The sequence below is a fragment of the Paraburkholderia sp. GAS82 genome (assembly GCF_050436285.1).
Taxonomy (GTDB): Bacteria; Pseudomonadota; Gammaproteobacteria; order Burkholderiales; family Burkholderiaceae; genus Paraburkholderia; species Paraburkholderia phenazinium_B.
The window spans coordinates 396,841-415,340 of sequence record NZ_JBNDLX010000005.1 but is presented as its reverse complement, the minus strand read 5'-3'; the positions used below and the strand labels follow the sequence as shown (position 1 = coordinate 415,340).

16 protein-coding genes are annotated in these 18,500 nt (G+C 60.8%); 14 read left to right on the top strand and 2 right to left on the bottom strand.

Translation table 11 applies throughout. The annotated features are described in order from the left end of the window. Positions 1-3 precede the first annotated feature (3 nt). From P3T17_RS18290 to P3T17_RS18245, 10 genes are all read left to right on the top strand, one after another. Entirely contained in the window at positions 4-468 is a 465-nt protein-coding gene (locus P3T17_RS18290) for an acetyl-CoA carboxylase biotin carboxyl carrier protein (RefSeq protein WP_074266228.1), read from the top strand. A 34-nt stretch (positions 469-502) separates the two neighbouring features. Further along, complete coding sequence (locus P3T17_RS18285; RefSeq protein WP_429408347.1) at positions 503-1,270, top strand: LamB/YcsF family protein; 768 nt, start codon at positions 503-505, stop codon at positions 1,268-1,270. Between the two features lie 155 nt (positions 1,271-1,425). Next, a complete protein-coding gene (locus P3T17_RS18280; RefSeq protein WP_074266226.1) occupies positions 1,426-2,184 on the top strand; it encodes an SDR family oxidoreductase in 759 nt (252 codons plus the stop codon). Positions 2,185-2,241: 57 nt separating this feature from the next. Next, positions 2,242-3,252 carry a 2-hydroxyacid dehydrogenase gene (locus P3T17_RS18275; RefSeq protein ID WP_429286037.1) on the top strand — a complete coding sequence of 337 codons (1,011 nt, stop codon included), beginning with the start codon at positions 2,242-2,244 and terminating at the stop codon, positions 3,250-3,252. Positions 3,253-3,599: 347 nt separating this feature from the next. Continuing rightward, a complete protein-coding gene (locus P3T17_RS18270) occupies positions 3,600-4,301 on the top strand; it encodes an amino acid ABC transporter permease (protein WP_074266224.1) in 702 nt (233 codons plus the stop codon). A gap of 2 nt (positions 4,302-4,303) precedes the next feature. Then, on the top strand, positions 4,304-5,053 hold the full coding sequence (locus P3T17_RS18265; RefSeq protein WP_429286036.1) for an amino acid ABC transporter permease: 750 nt from the start codon (positions 4,304-4,306) through the stop codon (positions 5,051-5,053). Between the two features lie 25 nt (positions 5,054-5,078). Further along, positions 5,079-5,807 carry an amino acid ABC transporter ATP-binding protein gene (locus P3T17_RS18260; protein ID WP_074266222.1) on the top strand — a complete coding sequence of 243 codons (729 nt, stop codon included), beginning with the start codon at positions 5,079-5,081 and terminating at the stop codon, positions 5,805-5,807. 71 nt (positions 5,808-5,878) lie between these two features. Further along, the gene (locus P3T17_RS18255) at positions 5,879-6,727 is read left to right on the top strand and encodes a transporter substrate-binding domain-containing protein (RefSeq protein WP_174567538.1); all 849 of its coding nucleotides are present in this window, start codon (positions 5,879-5,881) and stop codon (positions 6,725-6,727) included. A gap of 106 nt (positions 6,728-6,833) precedes the next feature. Continuing rightward, a complete protein-coding gene (locus P3T17_RS18250; RefSeq protein ID WP_429286191.1) occupies positions 6,834-7,589 on the top strand; it encodes a glucose 1-dehydrogenase in 756 nt (251 codons plus the stop codon). Between the two features lie 138 nt (positions 7,590-7,727). Continuing rightward, positions 7,728-8,798, top strand: a complete 1,071-nt coding sequence (locus tag P3T17_RS18245) for a zinc-binding dehydrogenase (RefSeq protein ID WP_429408345.1) — start codon at positions 7,728-7,730, stop codon at positions 8,796-8,798. A 68-nt stretch (positions 8,799-8,866) separates the two neighbouring features. Here the strand turns inward: P3T17_RS18245 and P3T17_RS18240 are convergent, their stop codons facing one another. Then, positions 8,867-11,074 carry a LamG-like jellyroll fold domain-containing protein gene (locus P3T17_RS18240; protein ID WP_429408531.1) on the bottom strand — a complete coding sequence of 736 codons (2,208 nt, stop codon included), beginning with the start codon at positions 11,072-11,074 and terminating at the stop codon, positions 8,867-8,869. A 705-nt stretch (positions 11,075-11,779) separates the two neighbouring features. Continuing rightward, positions 11,780-13,522 carry an IlvD/Edd family dehydratase gene (locus P3T17_RS18235; RefSeq protein ID WP_429286034.1) on the bottom strand — a complete coding sequence of 581 codons (1,743 nt, stop codon included), beginning with the start codon at positions 13,520-13,522 and terminating at the stop codon, positions 11,780-11,782. A gap of 177 nt (positions 13,523-13,699) precedes the next feature. Between P3T17_RS18235 and P3T17_RS18230 the strand changes: the two genes are divergently transcribed. The 4 genes from P3T17_RS18230 (at position 13,700) to araH (ending at position 18,461) form a co-directional block, all read left to right on the top strand. Next, a complete protein-coding gene (locus P3T17_RS18230; RefSeq protein WP_429408343.1) occupies positions 13,700-14,629 on the top strand; it encodes a Gfo/Idh/MocA family protein in 930 nt (309 codons plus the stop codon). A 70-nt stretch (positions 14,630-14,699) separates the two neighbouring features. After that, on the top strand, positions 14,700-15,704 hold the full coding sequence (locus P3T17_RS18225; RefSeq protein ID WP_074266215.1) for an arabinose ABC transporter substrate-binding protein: 1,005 nt from the start codon (positions 14,700-14,702) through the stop codon (positions 15,702-15,704). A 135-nt stretch (positions 15,705-15,839) separates the two neighbouring features. Further along, positions 15,840-17,420 (top strand): L-arabinose ABC transporter ATP-binding protein AraG, encoded by a 1,581-nt coding sequence (gene araG, locus P3T17_RS18220; protein ID WP_429408341.1) that lies wholly within the window; start codon positions 15,840-15,842, stop codon positions 17,418-17,420. Between the two features lie 30 nt (positions 17,421-17,450). Next, on the top strand, positions 17,451-18,461 hold the full coding sequence (araH, locus tag P3T17_RS18215; protein ID WP_074266214.1) for an L-arabinose ABC transporter permease AraH: 1,011 nt from the start codon (positions 17,451-17,453) through the stop codon (positions 18,459-18,461). Positions 18,462-18,500 lie beyond the last annotated feature (39 nt).

Genomic DNA, 18,500 nt, shown 5'->3' with positions numbered 1-18,500 from the left:
AACATGACACAGAAAATCGAAGTACAGGTCAGCGAACTTCGGCAGATCACCTCGTGGCTGACTGAGGTCGATATCGAATTCGTCGAGATCAGCAGGCCTGGAACGACTATTCGGCTAACCGCAGAGGCGCAGCAGCGCGGTGCCTCGCACGAATCGCCGCTGCCGGCGGTGCCGGGCGGAGGTACCGCTGCAGCGGCCCATGTGCTGGAAGGTGCGCAGAAGCAGGTGACTACGGTGACGGCCAGTTCGGTGGGGATTTTTCTGGTCGCGCATCCGGCGCGCACCACGCCGTTCGTGAGCGTCGATGATCACGTCTTGCGGGGCGATATTGTCGGCCTGCTGCAGATTGCTCAGTTGTGCGTGCCAGTTCTCGCGCCGATCGACGGTCGTGTCCTGCGGGTACTTGCGACGCACGGCGATAAGGTGGGTTACGGAACGCCGTTGTTCGTGCTGGCAGCTTCGGCATAGGGGTAAATCGGGATCAGACAATGGAGAGTGAAGAGTGGAAATCGACCTGAACGCCGACCTCGGCGAAGGCTTCGGCCCGTACACCATGGGCGAGGATGAAGCGATGCTCGATATCGTCTCGTCCGCCAACGTGGCCTGCGGCTACCATGCAGGCGATCCGGTCATCATGGACAAGACGGTCCGCATGGCACTCGCGCGGCAGATCGAGATTGGCGCGCATGTCGGCTTTCCCGATCTGCTGGGCTTCGGCCGGCGGCAGATTCAGGCCGATCCGCTGGAACTGGCCAAGTACGTGCTCTATCAGATGGGGGCATTGGCCGGGATCGCGAAGGCAGCGGGGCACCGCGTCACGCACATGAGCTTTCACGGTGCGCTCGGCAACATGGCCGCTGCGTCGTACGAACTGGCCGAGCCGCTGGTGTGGGCGGTGGCCGAGTTCGATCGTGACCTCATCATCAGCGTCTCGACCAACACGGAAATCGAGCGTGCCGCCGACAAGGTAGGCATCCGCACGGCCAACACTTTCCTCGCCGATCGCGCTTACGACGATCAGGGCGCGCTCGTCTCGCGCAAGCTGGAAGGCGCCGTGATCAAGGATCGCGCCGCGGTGCTTGCGCGCGTCAAGGAACTGCTTGAAGACGGGACGATTACGACGGTCACGGGCGGCAAGCTCAAGGTCGCAGTGCAGTCGATTCTGTTGCACGGCGATACGCCAGGCGCCGTCGAACTCGCACGCACGGTGCGCGCGGGAATCGAAGCGGCGGGTGGACGGGTCGTGCCGGTATCGAAGCTGGTGCGCTGAACAGTGCGCAAGCCGATCTGGCGCGTCATAAGGTCGACTTATCCCTACAAATCCATTTCGTCTTGGCGTGCGGTTTTCACGCCGTATACATTGAATCTCAAGGTTGCCGTCATTCGAACCGCGATAGATTCAGAACCACAAAATAGAGGTAATTCATGCCGTTTTCAGACTATAAAACCGCGCTGGTGACTGGTGCTTCTACCGGAATGGGTGCGGCAATCGTCGAGCGCTTTTGCCGGGAAGGACTCGAGGTTCATGCGCTTGCACGCAACGCGGATCGTCTGAATGAACTGGCCGAGCGCACCGGGTGCATTCCGCATGCGATCGACGTCTCCGATCTGCCTGCCGTGACGAAGCTGACGCAAGAAGTGCCGTTCGATATCGTCGTGAACAATGCCGGCGTGTCGCGCAAAGGCTCGATTCTGGATGCGAATGTCGAAGACATCGACGTGCAGGTGGAAGTGAACCTGCAAGCAGTGCTGCACATTGTGCGTCTCACCATGCCGGGCATGGTGGCGCGCGATCGCGGTCATATCGTCAACATCAGCTCGATTGCGGCCATCTACAACTTCAACGGCAACTCGATCTATCACGCGACCAAGGCGGGTATTCATGCGCTGTCGCGTCAGTTGCGGGTGGATGCCACTGGCAAGCGGGTGCGTATCACCGAGATCTGTCCAGGCCGCGTTGCGACCGATATCTTTGGCCACGTGCATGGCGATATCGAAGAAGCACGCAAGAAGTTCATCGACGGCTTCGAATTGCCGCTCCCGTCCGATATCGCCGACGCGATTGCGTTCGCGATCGCCGCGCCACTGGCCGTCAACATCAGCAACATGGAAATTTTGCCGACGCTGCAGGTGCCCGGCGGCCTGACGACGATCAAGCGTGAGCCTGTTGATCACGCAGATTGATCGAACGCGTCCGGCATGCGCAAGAACATCATCTGAATCCAACCAAGGAGCTGTCCCATGCGAGCATCGGTCCTCGTTACCCGTGCGTCGTTTCCCGACATCGTTGATCGTCTGCGGGTGCATTTTGATGTGACCGATAACCCTGATGACACCGTCTGGACCCAACCCGAACTCATCGCGCACCTGCAAGGCAAAACGGCCGCGGTGACGGCGGGCAGCGACCGGATCGACGCTACCCTGCTCGACGCCTGTCCGCAGTTGCGGGCCGTCTGCAATATCGGCGTGGGTTACAACAACGTCGACGTCGACGCTTGTACGGCACGTGGCGTACTGGTCACGAACACGCCGGACGTCCTCACCGGCACGACCGCCGACTTCGGCTTCGCGCTGATGATGGCAGCCGCGCGGCGCATCACGGAGTCGGAGCGCTTTCTGCGCCGCGGCGAATGGATCAAGACGGGGCGTTACGACATGTTCGTCGGCGGCGATGTGCATGGCGCGACCCTGGGGATTCTCGGCATGGGCCGTATCGGCCAGGCCATCGCGCGACGTGGCGCCCTGGGCTTCGGCATGCAGGTGATCTATCACAACCGCTCGCCGCTCGCGCCTGAAGTCGAGGCAAGTTGCCAGGCGCGTTACGTCGACAAGGACACGCTGCTGCGCGAATCCGATCACCTGATCATCGTCGTGCCGTATTCGGCGAGTTCGCATCACGCTATCGGCGCGGCGCAGCTCAAGCAGATGAAGTCGTCGGCGACGCTGACCAATATCGCACGCGGCGGCGTGGTCGACGATGCCGCGCTGGCGGTTGCGTTGGCCGAGGGCAGCATCGCAGCGGCAGGCCTTGATGTCTTCGAGGGCGAGCCGGCGCTGAATCCCGCACTGCTCGAGTTGAGCAATGTGGTTCTGACGCCGCATATCGGCAGTGCCTCGGTCGCCACCCGGCGGGCCATGGCGGCGCTTTGTGTAGACAATCTGATCGCCGCACTCGGACTGGGTAATACGCCGGGCAAGCCGCCCACCCCGATCAATCCGCAAGTGCTGACGCACGCGGCGGCCACCGTCTGAGCGTGCCGTAACGCGACACAGGCGGCACTGGCCTGCGCGTTTGAGTGTTACGCGCTTTTGCCTCGACGCAAAAGCGCGCTTAAAAAAGCAGGGTGGCTGGAAACGCCCCCTGTCATGGAGACAAAAGTCATGCAAAGCCCGGTCCATCAGGTTGTCCGCCGGTCGTCACCCGCATCATTCGCGAAACTTATTGCGCCAGAAGAAAGGCCTCTGCAAGGGTCTATTTTCGCGAGCTAGTATGAATTCAACGTGGGAGCAGACGGCATTTCCGCTTTCAAAGACGATGTGACTGCTGATCATGCAATGCAGCGAACATCGGTCCGATCCGAATCATTGGGGCGTGCAATATGAAACTTCATTTTGACCTGGCGACGGTGCTGCAAGGCGACTACGGCGCGCTCTTCCTGCACGGTGTCGAACTCACACTCGCGATGGCCGTATTGGCGTGGCTTCTCTCGCTGGTGGTGGGGATTCTGCTGACGTTGATCCGCCTGACCAACAATCGTGCCGCGACTGCCTTCGTGTCAGCGTTCGTGGCCTACCACCGCAATGTGCCGATGCTGGTCCAGATCCTGTTCTGGTACTTCGGCATTTCGAATGTCTTGCCGCAAGGTTTGCAGGATCTGCTGAACCAGTACAACGGCCAGTTCGTGTTTGCCGTGATTGCGATCGGCCTGTGCAGCGCGGCTTACCTCTCCGAAGATATTCGCAGCGGCCTGCGTGCCATTCCTTATGGCCAGTACGAAGCCTCGCGCGCGTTGGGCCTGAATTTTGTCAGCGGCCTGCGCTACGTCGTTCTGCCCCAGGCCCTGCGCAATGCCATTCCGCCGATGGTCAACCACGCCGTCCTGCTGTTCAAGAACACGAGTCTTGCGATGGCAATCGGAGCAGCCGAGCTGACCTACGTCACGCGGCAGATTGAAAACGAAACGTTCCTCTCCTTCGAGTCGTATTTTGTCGCGACGGTGGTCTACCTCACGATCTCGCTCGTCATCATGCTGGCGGGAGCGAAGCTCGCGACGCACTACCGCATTCCGGGAGTGAAGTGATCATGTTGCAGATCCTGCGCGACAACTGGACGCTGCTGCTGATCGGGCAGTATCCGCATGGCCCGCTGGGCGGCATCGTCCTGACGATACTGCTGTCGCTGTCGGCACTCGTCATTGCCTTTCCGCTGGGCATCCTCGTGGCGCTTGCGCGGATCAGTCCGTTCCCGCTTCTGCGTGCGCCGGCTACGGGCCTGGTCTATATGGTGCGCGGCATCCCGTTGTTGATGGTGATTTTCTGGGTGTACTTTCTCGTGCCCGTGCTTACCGGCTATCCGGTCACGGGCTTCGTGACGATGCTGTGCGCCCTGGTGGTCTACGACTCGGCGTATCTGGGCGAAATCATCCGTGCCGGTATCGAGGCGCTTCCGAAAGGCCAGGTCGAAGCATCGCGCGCGCTCGGCATGAGCTACCTGGGGACGATGCGCGCGATCATCCTGCCGCAGGCGCTTTATAACGTACTGCCAAGCATGGTCACGCAGTTCGTTTCGACGGTGAAGGAAACTTCGCTCGGCTACATCATCAACGTCCAGGAAATCTCGTTCGCGGCCGACCAGATCAACAACCGGCTGCTGACGAAACCGTTCTCCGTGTATCTGATTCTCGCGCTGAGCTACTTCGTGCTGTGTTATGCGCTGACGCGCTTCGCGCGCCATCTGGAGCGCCGCGTGACGAAGAAGCGGGCGGGTTCGACTGCGAGGAACAGCAAGGTGGCCTCGGCCTCTCTGCCTGATCCGCTGCCTAGCGAGAACTAGGCGTCCCACTATCCAAGGAATTCGCATGATCAAGTTTTCCAGCGTCAACAAATGGTACGGCGAATATCACGCACTCGTGGATGTGAACGCCGAGGTTCGCAAGGGCGAAGTGGTCGTCGTGTGCGGACCGTCCGGCTCCGGCAAATCGACGCTGATTCGCACGGTCAACCGGCTCGAGGAAATCGATCGCGGACAGATTTCGTTCGATGGCCAGAATATTCACGACCGGAAGCTCAGTCTGAATGCTTATCGAAGCCGCATCGGCTTCGTGTTTCAGCAGTTCAACCTGTTTCCGCATCTGTCGGTGCTGGAGAACATCACGCTCTCGCCGATGCGTGTAAACGGTCTGAAGCGCGCGAACGCCGAGCGTAAGGCGGCCGATCTTCTGGCACGCGTGGGACTGTCCAACAAGGCGAGCGCCTATCCGCCGCAACTCTCGGGGGGCCAGCAGCAGCGCGTGGCGATTGCCCGTGCGCTGGCTATGGACCCTCCCGCGATGCTGTTCGACGAACCGACCAGCGCGCTCGACCCGGAGATGGTGGGTGAAGTCCTGAACGTAATGAAGAGCCTGGCCCAGGAAGGCATGACGATGATGTGCGTCACCCACGAGATGGGTTTCGCGCGCGAAGTGGCCGACCGGGTCTGGTTCATGGATGCCGGCAAGATTCTGGAGACGGCGCCGCCCGAAGAGTTCTTTTCACGCCCGCAGCATGCGCGTGCGCAGCGATTCCTGTCCGATCTGCGTACGCATTGACGATTCGATGTAGACATCTTGTACCACCTGGCTGATCGATAGCCTTACTCATATAACTCAGGAGCATGACGATGCAAGGGAAGAAGTTTGTTGCGGGGCTGTTAGTCCTTGGTGGTACGGCTGCATGTTTGACTCCTGCTTACGCGGATCAACTGGCTGATATCAAGAGCCACGGCGAGTTGACCTGCGGTGTCTATTCGAACGTCGAACCGTTTTCGTATCCGGATGCGCAGACACGCCAGCTCGAAGGCATGGATGTCGACCTCTGCAATGGGATCGCCAAACAACTGGGCGTCAAGGCGAAGCTCGAACCGCTGGCTGTGGAGGCGCGTATTCCGCAACTGAAGCTTGGACGCGTCGATGTGGTCGTGGCTAACCTGGCCTATACGAAGACGCGCGCAACGCAGATTGCATTCAGCGATGCTTACTATTCGACCAAGGAAGTGCTGGTCGTCAAGAAAGCCGATGCGACGAAGAAATTGACTGACTTCGCTGGACAGAAGATCAGTGCCGCGGACGGTTCGACTTCCGCGCAGTCGATTCCTTTGTCCATCAAGGATGGCCAGGCGGTGACCTTCCATGATACGAGTTCGGCGTTCCTCGCGCTTGAGCAGGACAAGGTGAAGGGCTTCGTCACGAACCAGATGACTGCCATCAAGATCACGAAACAGGTTGACGGCACGGATGGCGCGGTCGCGATCGCTTCCGAGCCGATGTTGATCGAGCCGATCGCGGTGGGCCTGCGTCAGAACGAACCGGCGATGCTCGATGCGGTCAACAAGGCGCTGGCGGCGATGGAGCAGAGCGGCGAGATGAGCGGTGTGTTCAATAAATGGCTGGGTCCGAAGACTCCGTACGGCCTCGTGCGGACCGACAAGGTCACGCCGATCAGTCAGCTCAAGTTCACGCCGGTGTCGTGAAGAGACGCATTGAAATGTGCCGCACCCTGGCGCCTTGTGCGCCGGTGCGGTAAAACGGTGTCTTTAGCAAGGACGCAAAGGATCTGAGTTGAAGAATATCTTGGGGATGTTCGATCTGTCGGGCCGCCGTGCCTTGATTACGGGTTCGAGTACCGGGATCGGTTATGCATTGGCAACAGGACTTGCCGCAGCGGGGGCTGAGGTCGTTCTGAACGCTCGCAGCGAGGCGCGCCTGAACGACGCTGTCGGCCGGCTGAATGCCGACGGTGCAACCGCGCACGCCGCCAGCTTCGATGTGACGTCGCCGGGCGAAGTGGAGGCGGCGATCGGGCGTATCGAACGGGAGATCGGCCCGATCGATATTCTGGTCAATAACGCGGGCATGCAACGGCGCGCACCCCTCGAGCAGTTTTCCCATGCACAGTGGGAAGAGCTCATGAAGACGAACGTCGAAAGCGTCTTCCTGGTGGGGCAAGCGGTGGCGCGTCATATGATCGAACGTAAGCGCGGCAAGATCATCAACATTTGCTCGGTGCAGAGCGAGTTGGGTCGGCCGAATATCGCCGCTTACACGGCGAGCAAAGGCGCGGTGAAAATGTTGACCAAGGGCATGGCCATCGACTGGGGCCAGCATGGCATTCAGGTCAATGGTCTGGGACCGGGGTATTTCAAAACCGAACTGACTGAAGCGCTAGTCAACGACGAGAAGTTCAGCGCGTGGTTGATCGGACGCACGCCTTCGCGGCGCTGGGGTGAAGTCGAAGACCTCGTCGGGGCGGCGGTATTCCTCGCAAGCGACGGGTCGAACTTCGTGAACGGTCACATTCTTTACGTGGACGGCGGAGTCACGGCGACGCTGTGATCGGCAGCGTGCGACGCCGGACCTCATACCATCTGTATCAATCGCGCTGATGGGTCGCATTTGAGTAATTGATTTCAGGAATACGTGGCCAGGCTCTAGAGTCAAGGCATGCAGTCAACCTTCTCTCTGGAGTCAGACATGAAAGCCTGGATGCTCGATGAACCCGGCCAACCGCTCGCCCTGCGCGAGGTCGCACAACCGCAGCCGCGTCGCGGCGCAGTGCTGGTGCGGATGGAAGCGGCGCCGCTTTTGAGTTACACGCGCAGCTACGTCGAAGGAAAGCTGCCCTATGCATACCCGCCGGGGCCGTTTTCACCCGGCACGAACGGTGTGGGCCGGGTAGAGGCGGTCGGTGAGGGCGTAGTGGCATTCCACGCCGGTCAACGCGTTGCGGTGAATCCCTACTGGGTGGCGGATGAAACCGTGCGCGAACCTGCTCAGGCGCTGCTCGGCCTGACAGCGATCAGCGCGGACAGCGGTGTGTTGCTGGCTGATTTCCCGCACGGCACGTTGCGCGAGCTGGCCGAGTTTCCTGCTGCGACGCTGATCGCGCTCGATGGCCTCGAAGACGTTTCAGCCACGCGGCTTGCGGTGCTCGGCAAGTTCGCGGTGCCGTTCGGCGGGCTGCGGCGCGGCCGGCTGACGGCGGGTGAAACCGTCGTGATAAACGGCGCCACCGGTTATTTCGGATCGTCCGCGGTACTCGCTGCGCTCGCGATGGGCGCGACCCGTGTGATCGCGCTGGGCCGGCGGCCTCAACCGCTGCAGGCGCTCGTCGAACTGGGGCGAGGGCGGGTCATACCGGTCGTATTGACGGGGGATGCCACCCAGGACGCTGCCGAGATTCGCACCGCGTCGGGCGGCGGTGCGGATCTCGCGTTCGACATGGTTGGCCAGGCAACCGATCCTCAGGCGACGCTCGCCGCGCTGCGCAGCTTGCGCCGCGGCGGCCGGCTCGTGCTGATGGGCAGCATGCAGGTGGACTTGCCGATCGCGTACCAGGAGATGATGCTAAACAACTGGGAGTTGATCGGCAATTTCATGTACACGCGTGCCGATTATCTTGCGCTGGTTGCACTGGTAGCGTCGGGCCAGATACCGCTCGACGCGGTCGAGCTGCAGTCGTATTCATTCGCCGCTCTTGAGGCGGCGATAGACGCCGCAGGACAGATGGCAGGGCTGCAATGCACGGTGGTGGATTTCGCGTGAGAGTAGCAAGGCTGCGCGTGCGTGGATGCCGATGCCTGTAGAAGGCGTCGGCATCCGGCAGACCGTCGCTATGCCGAGATCAATGCAGTGATCTGTTCGGCAGTGAGCGCGTTGCGATAGATGCGGAACTCATCGATCAAGCCGTTGAAGTAGGGGTCTGCTGCAAACTGCGAACGGCCGATCCAGTTCTGGTTGGTACTTTCCACGAGGTACGGCGCGAACGACATTGCCGTATTGGAGCCGATGGCGTTGCCATTCAGGTACAGCGTACCGACACTGCCCGACAGCGTTACCGCGACATGCGCCCACTGTCCGGTGGGCAGCGCGACATTGCCGTTGATGTCCTGCTCGCCCGCGCTGCCGTTGAGTGTGATCGCAAAGCGCGCGATGCCCGTGTTGGCGCGGGGTGTCAGCATCATGTAGCGGCCCGTGCCGCTGCCGAAGTCGAATATGCGTTCCCAGTTCTTCGACGCGTTCCAGTACACCCAGGCCGCGATCGTGAAGTCGGAGACGTCCGCAACGATGTTGGCGGGCAGGCTGACATAGCCTGTGTTGCCGTCGAGCGATACAGCATGGCCTTGCTTGCCGGCCGCCCAGGTCGCACCGCCGGTTAGTGTACCCGTGTGCCCTTTGCCGCTTGAATCGGCCGCATTCGTGCCGCTGCCTTCGTCGAAAGTCAGGTAGGTCTGCAGTTGTACGGCGGTGATGGCGACCGCCTCGTTCGACGCGGCTGTTTCACCGGACGGCGTCTGCGCAGTCACGACGTAGTAATAGGTTCCTGCTGCGAGGCCACTGTCCGTATAGCTGAGCAGATCGGTGACGCCGCTGGCAATGGTCGTGTAGGGGCCGCCGGATGCAGTGCCGCGCTGCACGTTATAGCTCGTTGCATAGGCCGTACCCCACCACGACAGGGTGACCTGTCCCGCGCTTGAGGTCGCGGCGAGCCCGCTCGGCGGCACGCCGTTGGCGATGGCGTCCAGCGTGCAGGTCAGCGTTCCATAGCCCAACTGGTCGTAACCGCCGCTGGTTGATCCATAGTTGCCTCCGCCGCCTTCCGGCTGGACCAGCACGGCGAACTTCTGCGTATAAGGTGCGGCCATGCCCTTGCGGTTGACGTAATGGTTGTAGACGAGGGCCCAACAAGGCCGCGCGGTACCCTGAGCAGAGGTTGAAAACCCGGTCTGATTGACATTGTCGACGTTGTTGTAGCGCACGAAGGGCACCGTGTAATAGGTCGTGCCCGATTCGATCAGATTGCTTTTCGCAACGTATTCAGCCCCCATGAGGAAGCGGTTGTTGTCGTAGCCGTAGAGATCGACACCCTGATTCCAGGCCATTTCGCAGATCGCGCCTGCCAGCGCGATGCCGAGTGTGGCGTGCCCCTGGTCACGTCCCGATTCCTGCCATTGGCCGAGATAGCCCGGATGCACGTAGTAGACCGCCTGCAGGATGCAGCCGTTGCCGGGGCCGCTCTGGAAGAACGTAACGGCTTCGTCGAAGAGCGACTGGTTATCGCACAGCACGCCGATGGCCATGATCGATGCCAGGTTGCACAGATCCCAGTTGGCCCAATAGTGCGTCTCCTGGGTGTTGTTGTGCCGGTTGATGAAGTCGTGGTTGATCGGATAAAAGATGCTGGACATCATGTTCTGGAAGCGTGCGAAGTCGGCGGCTGCCCAACCCGAATACGTGCGCATGATTTCGCCAGCATTGGCAAATTCGTAGCCGTAAATGCCGGCGGCAAGATCGACATTCGTATCGCCGCCCAGTGCGGTCAATGCGGACGACCAGGCGTTCATGATCTGCACCGCCTTGTCGGCATACGCCGTTGCGCCCGTCACTTTCCAGCGCAACGCGCAGGCGTACGCGGCTGCGATGTCGTTGTACAGCAAAGTGTAGTTCTGCGAATGCACGCCGTCGCTGCCCCGGTAGACGACCGCCTGCGGGCGGGGCGAATAGGACAGGCTCGCGTGACTGTTCGCGATCAGGATGTTCCAGCTATCTATCCACGGAGAAGCTTGCGCCGCGACCTTCTGGCTCATCCGGTCAAAATCGCTCTGGGTGTGCAGCAAGCCCGGATGCACGAACGTGCCGGTGGAGGAACTGCTTTGCGCCAGATCCGATGTCGTCGTCGCGGATCTGGGCGCTTCGGATGTCTGCGCCGCCTGATCGGACGACGTTCCCACTCCCTCGCCACCACATGCCGACAGCGCCAGGGCGCCCAGGCTGTAAAGAAACGTGCGGCGCGAAATGCTTGCAGCAATTTGTGCCTGCATGGCGAGACTGTCTGACTGTCCGGACTGCGTCTCCGATGTGCCCGGATTCGCAACGATTCTTTGTGTATCGACCAGCCTCGGTTTCGACCTCTTCATACCCTTCACACTCCTGAATAGTTGGCAAACGTTTGCGCTCGGGCCCGCGACGTTCCTCCTCCGGACTGAACGGCGGACCACTTCATTGCGGGTGCTTTCCATGCGGCACCCAGTACTTTGCATTCCTATTTTTTATAGAAACGCCTGGTACGGGTATGCATTCGATTTACGACATCAAATCTTAATGCCGATGCAGATCGATTTATTCCGGCTATTCAATACGCCAGATACGGCGGATTGGATTTGCCGCGGTGGCGAAGTCTGCCTACGATCGCCACCTCTTTTTGTAAACGGCGGATATCACGCGGCCTGAAGGGTAAATGTTAGAGTTATTTTATCTGGTAAGAAATAAATTTCGCGATTGTTGGATTTGGTAAAGAAATTCAATTGGAGATTCAGAAAATCCTTATAAAAGTCTCAGGATTTATTTGGCTTTTGACGACCGAAATTCGGTGGGAGGAGTGACTGAAGATATGCGTCGAGCTCGGTCGATGCATTGGCGGAAGGTGGGCGTTGCGACCCGGCAGGCATCGCGTTGCGAGCCTGCCGGTGAGTGGATTCGACGCCGCGGGTTAGCAGGGCATGGCCGCTACCGTTGCCGTCGTATTTTCAATGCGAGTGGCGAGGCACCTCGGCGCCGCGGCATCCCACCAGGAAGTCGAAGTCGCAACCCTGATCGGCTTGCAGAACGTGATCGACATAAAGCTGTCGGTATCCGCTCGTATCAGCCGGCGACTTCTGCTGCGATTCTGCCCAGTCGGCCAGACGCGCGGTCAGTTCTTCCGCGCTGACGTCCAGGTGGAGCCGTCCGGCGAGGGCGTCCAGTTCGATCCAGTCGCCTTCGCGGACCACGGCGAGCGGGCCGCCCGCCCGCGCTTCCGGCGACACGTGCAGCACGACGGTGCCGTAAGCGGTGCCGCTCATGCGCGCATCCGAGACGCGCACCATGTCCGTCACACCTTGCGCGAGCAGCTTCGGCGGCAAGCCCATGTTGCCCACTTCGGCCATGCCCGGATAACCCTTCGGCCCGCAATTCTTCATCACGAGCACGGAGTCTGCGGTCACGTCGAGGTCGGGGTCGCCGATGCGTGCCTTGTAGTCGTCGAAGTTTTCGAACACGACAGCGCGGCCGCGGTGCTTGAGCAGCGACGCCGTGGCGGCGGAAGGCTTGAGCACCGCGCCATTCGGTGCGAGGTTGCCGCGCAATACGCAGAGCCCACCGTCGGCGACGAGAGGTTTGTCCAGAGGACGAATCACTTCGTCGTTATAGAGCGGGGCTTCCTTGTTGTTGTCCCACAGCGACTGACCATTCGCGGTCAACGCATCCGGATGAGGCAGCAGGCCCGCTTCGCCGAGACGTCGAAGCACCGCAGGCAAGCCGCCCGCATAGTAAAACTCTTCCATCAGGAAGCGGCCCGACGGCTGCAGGTCGACGAGCGTCGGCGTGCCGCGGCCCACGCGGGTCCAGTCGTCGAGTTCGAGGTCCACGCCAATCCGCCCGGCAATCGCCTTCAGATGGATCGCTGCATTGGTGGAGCCGCCAATCGCGGCATTCACGCGAATCGCGTTCTCGAATGCTTCGCGCGTCAGCAGCTTCGACAGGCGCAGATCGTCAAGCGCCATTTCGACGATACGCATGCCGGACATATGGGCGAGCACGTAGCGGCGTGCATCCACAGCAGGAATCGCGGCGTTATGCGGCAACGTCACGCCAAGCGCCTCGGCCATGCAGGCCATGGTCGAAGCGGTGCCCATCGTATTGCAGGTACCCGCCGAGCGCGACATGCCGGCTTCAGCGGACATGAATTCATGCAGAGAGATCTTGCCTGCCTTGACCTGCTCGCTCAGTTGCCACACAACGGTGCCGGAGCCGATGTCACGGCCTTGATGCTTGCCGTTGAGCATCGGGCCGCCGCTGACCATAATGGCGGGCACGTCGCAACTCGCTGCACCCATCAGGAGCGCAGGAGTGGTCTTATCGCAGCCCGCAAGCAGAACAACCGCGTCGATCGGATTGCCGCGGATCGACTCTTCCACGTCCATGCTCGCGAGGTTGCGCGTAAACATGGCCGTGGGGCGCAGGTTCGACTCGCCGTTCGAGAAGACCGGAAACTCGACCGGGAAGCCACCTGCTTCGAACACCCCGCGTTTGACGTGCTCCGCGATCTTGCGGAAGTGCGCATTACACGGGGTCAGCTCCGACCACGTATTGCAGATGCCGATGATCGGTTTGCCCTGGAACTCGTGATCGGGGATGCCCTGATTCTTCATCCAGCTGCGGTACATGAAACCATTCTTGTCGGCTGTGCCGAACCACTGCGTCGAGCGCAACGCTCGTTTTTTGTCTGGCATGATGCCCTCCTGATCCCACATTATAGTAAGACTATTTGGAGTGTTCACTAGGGTATTCACGAATATTTGTGCCAAAACACCCGCAATATAGTGTGACTATTAAAAATTGTGATGGACGGCGCGACCTCGCTGGCGAGGCGTGGCCGGAAGCAGCGTAAAAATCATTGAGGCCAAAACATGCCAAAGCAAATTTCGGTGGGCCTGGTTGGCGTGGGCAAGATCGCGCGCGATCAGCATTTGCCGGCTCTCGCGGGAAACGACGGGTTCGAGCTCGTCGCCTGTGCCAGCCGCAACGCGCAGGTCGACGGCGTGCGCAACTACAAGACAGTGCAGGAACTGCTCGCGGCAGAGCCTGATCTCGATGCGGTCTCGCTTTGCGCCACGCCGCAAGTGCGTTTCGAGCAGGCACGTGCTGCCCTGCTGGCCGGTAAACATGTGATGCTGGAAAAGCCGCCCGGCGCGAGTGTCGTCGAGGTGACCGTTCTCGCCGCGCTGGCCCAGGAAAAAGGCTGCAGCCTGTTCGCTTCGTGGCATTCACGCTACGCGCCTGGGGTCGAGACCGCGCGGGCCTGGCTCGCACAGCGCGAGATCAAGTCGGTGACCGTCCTCTGGAAAGAAGACGTCCGCAAGTGGCATCCGAATCAGGACTGGATCTGGGAAGCGGGTGGCCTGGGCGTGTTCGATCCGGGCATCAACGCGCTGTCGATCATCACGCGCATCTTGCCGCGCGCGTTTTTCCTGAAGTCGGCCGAGCTATGGGTGCCGTCCAACCGGCAGACCCCGATTGCCGCCAACCTCAATTTCATCGACGACCACGATACGCCGGTTCGCGCAGAGTTCGACTGGCGCCATGGTTCTGAAGAACTGTGGCAGATCGAGGTGACGACCAGCAGCGGTGTGCTGCGTCTCTCGCAGGGCGGCAAGCAGTTGCATATCGACGGCGTGGCCGTCGACGTCGGCCCGGAACGCGAATATCCCGGCCTGTACGAGCGCTTTCATGAACTGATCACCGCGGGCCGCAGTGACGTCGATCTGCGACCGCTCGAGCATGTAGCCGATGCATTGCTGCTAGGTCACCGGCACGCGGTTGAAGCCTTCGTCGAGTGAACGCCGTGCGCCGAGTCACAAGTCTTAGACCACACGTAGTCAAACCCAAGTTGTATTCCAGGAGACCCAGATGAACCAGAAGCTTCGCCGATTGACCCTGTCCGCAGTTGCCGCGGCTGTCCTCGCGGTACCGTTCGCGGCCCAGGTTTCGGTGCGCGCAGATGAACCCCTCAAGATCGGCTTCCTTGTGAAGATGCCGGAACAGGCGTGGTTCATCAATGAACAGAAGGCCGCGACCGCTGTCGGTCAGAAGGATGGCTTCTCGGTAGTGAACATCGGCACGCCGGACGGCGAAAAGGTGCTGGCTGCAATCGATAACCTCGGTGCGCAAGGCGCCAAGGGCTTTGTGATCTGCGCGCCTGACGTGCGTCTCGGACCGGCAATCGAAGCACGCGCCAAGCGTTACAACATGAAGTTCGTCACCGTCGACGATCAACTGGTGGACTCGACGGGCAAGCCGCTCGGCGATGTGCCGCACCTCGGCATGTCGGCCATCAAGATCGGTAATCAGGTGGGCCAGGCAATCTCCGATGAAATGAAACGTCGCGGCTGGAAGCCGGAAGAAGTCGGCGCGCTGCGCATCACCGACTACGAACTGCCGACCGCCAAGCAACGCACCGACGGTGCCACGCAGTCGCTGCTCGCCAACGGCTTCAAGAAAGAAAACATCTTCGATGCACCGCAAAAGACGACGGATGACGAAGGCGGCTTCAACGCAGTCTCGCCGGTGCTTGCACAGCATCCGAACATCAAGAAGTGGGTGATCTTCGCGCTCAACGAAGAAACGGTGCTGGGCGGCGTGCGCGCGACCGAGCAGTTGCACATTCCCGCGTCCGATGTGATTGGCGTCGGCATCAACGGCGCTGGCGAAGCGTTCGCCGAGTTCCAGAAGAAGGAACCGACCGGCTTCTACGGCACGATCGCCGTCAGCTCGACGAACCACGGCAAGCAGAGCACAGAGAACCTCGTCGAGTGGATCAAGACGGGCAAGCAGCCGCCCGCCGATACGCAGACGACCGGTGAGTTGATGGTGCGCAGCAACTGGGAAAGCGTGCGCAAGGAACTCGGTATTTAAGCGTTCGAATGAGCGCTCGAAAGAGCGTGCACGTGAGCCTGCCCGCATGACGGGCAACACTCGCGGCGCGGGCGGCACACCTGAGGTGTTCAAGGTGTCCGCCCGCGCGTCGTATTCACCAGCAAGAGGCATTTGATGACGGTTTCCCAACCCGACGCGGCGCATCTGAGTTCCAGCGGTGCGGCGTCTGCTGCTGTGTCCAGCGCGGCTCCTGGCGGGAGTTCCGCAGATACCGAGGCGTATCTCCAGCTTGCCGGCATCACCGTGCAGTTTCCGGGCGTACTAGCGCTCGATCAGGTTTCGCTCGACGTGCGTCGCGGCGAAGTTCATGGTTTGATGGGTGAAAACGGCGCGGGCAAATCCACGCTGCTGAAAGTGCTCTCGGGCGTGAACCAGCCGGCCGCGGGCACGCTCGCGCTGAACGGCGTGGTGCAACAGTTCACCACCACCAAGGCTGCCATCGAGGCCGGCGTTGCGATCATCTATCAGGAACTGCATCTGGTGCCGGAACTGACGGTGGCAGAGAACCTGATGCTCGGTGCGCTCCCCAACCGTTTCGGTGTGCTTGACGAGAAGGCGCTGCTGGCACGTGCCATGCGCGAACTTGAGCGCCTCGGCGAAAAGATCGATCCGGCTCAGCAGGTCAAATATCTGTCTATCGGTCAGCGTCAGATGATCGAGATCGGCAAGGCGCTGATGCGCGATGCCCGCGTGATCGCCTTCGATGAGCCGACCAGTTCGCTCTCGTCGCGCGAGACGACGCAGCTGTTCCGCATCATCCGCGCGCTCAGGGCCGAAGGTCGCGCGATTATCTACGTCACGCACCGCATGGAGGAAGTCTATGAGCTGTGCGATCGCGTCACGGTGTTTCGCGATGGACACCATATCGACACCTTCGAAGCAGGTACGGGGCTTGATCGGGACCGCCTGATCAGTTGCATGGTGGGGCGCTCGATTGCGGATGTGTATGGTTACCGCACGCGTCCCACGGGCGATGTGCAACTGGAAGTGAAGGGTCTGATGGGAAAGGGGCTCAAGGAGCCCGCCTCGTTTTCCGCGCGCAAGGGTGAGATCGTCGGCTTCTTTGGCCTTGTGGGCGCGGGCCGGTCCGAATTGATGAAGCTGATCTACGGCGCGGTGAAACCGGCTGCTGGTGAGATTGTGCTGAGAGGCAAGCCGGTGCGCTTTACGACGCCGCGCGATGCGGTGCGAGCCGGCGTGGCGCTGTGTCCAGAAGATCGCAAGCAGGAAGGCATCGTCTCGATCGCGTCGGTCTCAGACAATCTGAACATCAGTTGCCGCCGCCACTTTAGCCGCTTCAACGTGCTCAACAGCCGCAAGGAAGCGCAGACCGCGAAGGAATTCATCGCGAAGCTGGCAATCAAGACGCGCAACGGCGAGACACCTATCGGCACGCTTTCGGGCGGCAATCAGCAGAAGGTGATCCTGTCGCGCTGGCTTGCCGAAGAGATCGACGTGTTCCTGATGGACGAACCGACCCGCGGCATCGACGTCGGCGCGCGCAGCGAAATTTACGGCCTGCTCTATGGGCTGGCCGAAGCGGGTCGCACGGTGATCGTCGTATCGAGCGACCTCGCAGAAGTCATTGGCATCGCGGACCGGGTGCTGGTGATGAAGGAAGGCCGCATCGTCGGCGATTTGCCGAAGGCCCAGGCGAGCCCAGACGCGCTGATCAAGCTCGCCCTGCCGCGCTAAGGCCAGACTGACCGAATGGAAACAGACACAATGCAAACACAAGAACCTACCAACACCGCAGCCACGAATCCGGCGTCCGGCGTCGCCACGCGTCCGCGCGCCATGCAGGCATGGGACTTCATCAACAAGTCAGGCATTGTGATGGTCTTCATCATACTGTTTGGCGCGTTGTCGCTGACCGTGCCGGATTTCATCAGCGCACGCAATATTCAGGGGCTTTTGCTCTCGGTTACGCTGATCGGTTCGATCTCGGTCACGATGATGTTCGTGCTGGCGCTCGGTGAAGTTGACCTGTCGGTGGCATCGATCGTCGCGTTCTCGGGCGTCGTGGCTTCGACGCTGATCACCGCGACGCATAGCGTGATGTTCGGCATCGCCGGCGGCGTGCTGGCGGGAGGCGCCGTCGGCCTCGTGAATGGCGTGCTCGTCGCACGCTACAAGATCAACTCGCTGATCGTGACCCTTGCCATGATGGAAGTGGTGCGCGGTCTCGCGTACATCACGTCGAACGGCGACGCGGTGATGATTTCCGAAGAAAGCTTCTTCGATCTGGGCGGCGGTTCGTTCCTCGGTATTTCGTTCCCGATCTGGAGCAACATCGTCGGCTTCGTCCTGTTCGGATTCCTGCTCAAAAAGACGGTGTTCGGCAAGAATGTGCTGGCTGTGGGCGGTAATAGCGAAGCCGCGTTGCTGGCGGGCCTGCCTGTTACGCGCATCAAGATCGTGGTGTTTGTACTGCAGGGCCTCGTCACCGGTTTTGCCGGCGTGATGCTCGCATCGCGGATGAGCCTCGGTGACCCCAAGACTTCGGTCGGCCTTGAACTCGGTGTGATCTCGGCGTGCGTGCTCGGCGGCGTCTCCTTGACGGGCGGCGTTGCAACAATCTCCGGCGTGCTCGTGGGCGTGCTGATCATGGGTTCGGTGCAGGACGCAATGAGCCTGCTGAACGTGCCAACGTTCTATCAATACCTGATTCGCGGCGGCATCCTGTTGCTCGCCGTGCTGTTCGACCGCTACCGGCGTAGCAAACGAGTGGGCTAAGCGGCTTTTGGGCCACCCCGCACGGCAAAAATCAATTAC

Bases quoted from the DNA above. Each gene is read 5' to 3' on its own strand.
- P3T17_RS18270 (WP_074266224.1), top strand. From the start codon at position 3,600: ATGAAACTTCATTTTGACCTGGCGACGGTGCTGCAAGGCGACTACGGC.
- P3T17_RS18290 (WP_074266228.1), top strand. From the start codon at position 4: ATGACACAGAAAATCGAAGTACAGGTCAGCGAACTTCGGCAGATCACC.
- P3T17_RS18230 (WP_429408343.1), top strand. From the start codon at position 13,700: ATGCCAAAGCAAATTTCGGTGGGCCTGGTTGGCGTGGGCAAGATCGCG.
- P3T17_RS18265 (WP_429286036.1), top strand. From the start codon at position 4,304: ATGTTGCAGATCCTGCGCGACAACTGGACGCTGCTGCTGATCGGGCAG.
- araG (WP_429408341.1), top strand. From the start codon at position 15,840: ATGACGGTTTCCCAACCCGACGCGGCGCATCTGAGTTCCAGCGGTGCG.
- P3T17_RS18250 (WP_429286191.1), top strand. From the start codon at position 6,834: ATGTTCGATCTGTCGGGCCGCCGTGCCTTGATTACGGGTTCGAGTACC.
- P3T17_RS18255 (WP_174567538.1), top strand. From the start codon at position 5,879: ATGCAAGGGAAGAAGTTTGTTGCGGGGCTGTTAGTCCTTGGTGGTACG.
- P3T17_RS18275 (WP_429286037.1), top strand. From the start codon at position 2,242: ATGCGAGCATCGGTCCTCGTTACCCGTGCGTCGTTTCCCGACATCGTT.
- P3T17_RS18240 (WP_429408531.1), bottom strand. From the start codon at position 11,074: ATGCAGGCACAAATTGCTGCAAGCATTTCGCGCCGCACGTTTCTTTAC.
- P3T17_RS18245 (WP_429408345.1), top strand. From the start codon at position 7,728: ATGAAAGCCTGGATGCTCGATGAACCCGGCCAACCGCTCGCCCTGCGC.
- araH (WP_074266214.1), top strand. From the start codon at position 17,451: ATGCAAACACAAGAACCTACCAACACCGCAGCCACGAATCCGGCGTCC.
- P3T17_RS18225 (WP_074266215.1), top strand. From the start codon at position 14,700: ATGAACCAGAAGCTTCGCCGATTGACCCTGTCCGCAGTTGCCGCGGCT.
- P3T17_RS18235 (WP_429286034.1), bottom strand. From the start codon at position 13,522: ATGCCAGACAAAAAACGAGCGTTGCGCTCGACGCAGTGGTTCGGCACA.
- P3T17_RS18280 (WP_074266226.1), top strand. From the start codon at position 1,426: ATGCCGTTTTCAGACTATAAAACCGCGCTGGTGACTGGTGCTTCTACC.
- P3T17_RS18260 (WP_074266222.1), top strand. From the start codon at position 5,079: ATGATCAAGTTTTCCAGCGTCAACAAATGGTACGGCGAATATCACGCA.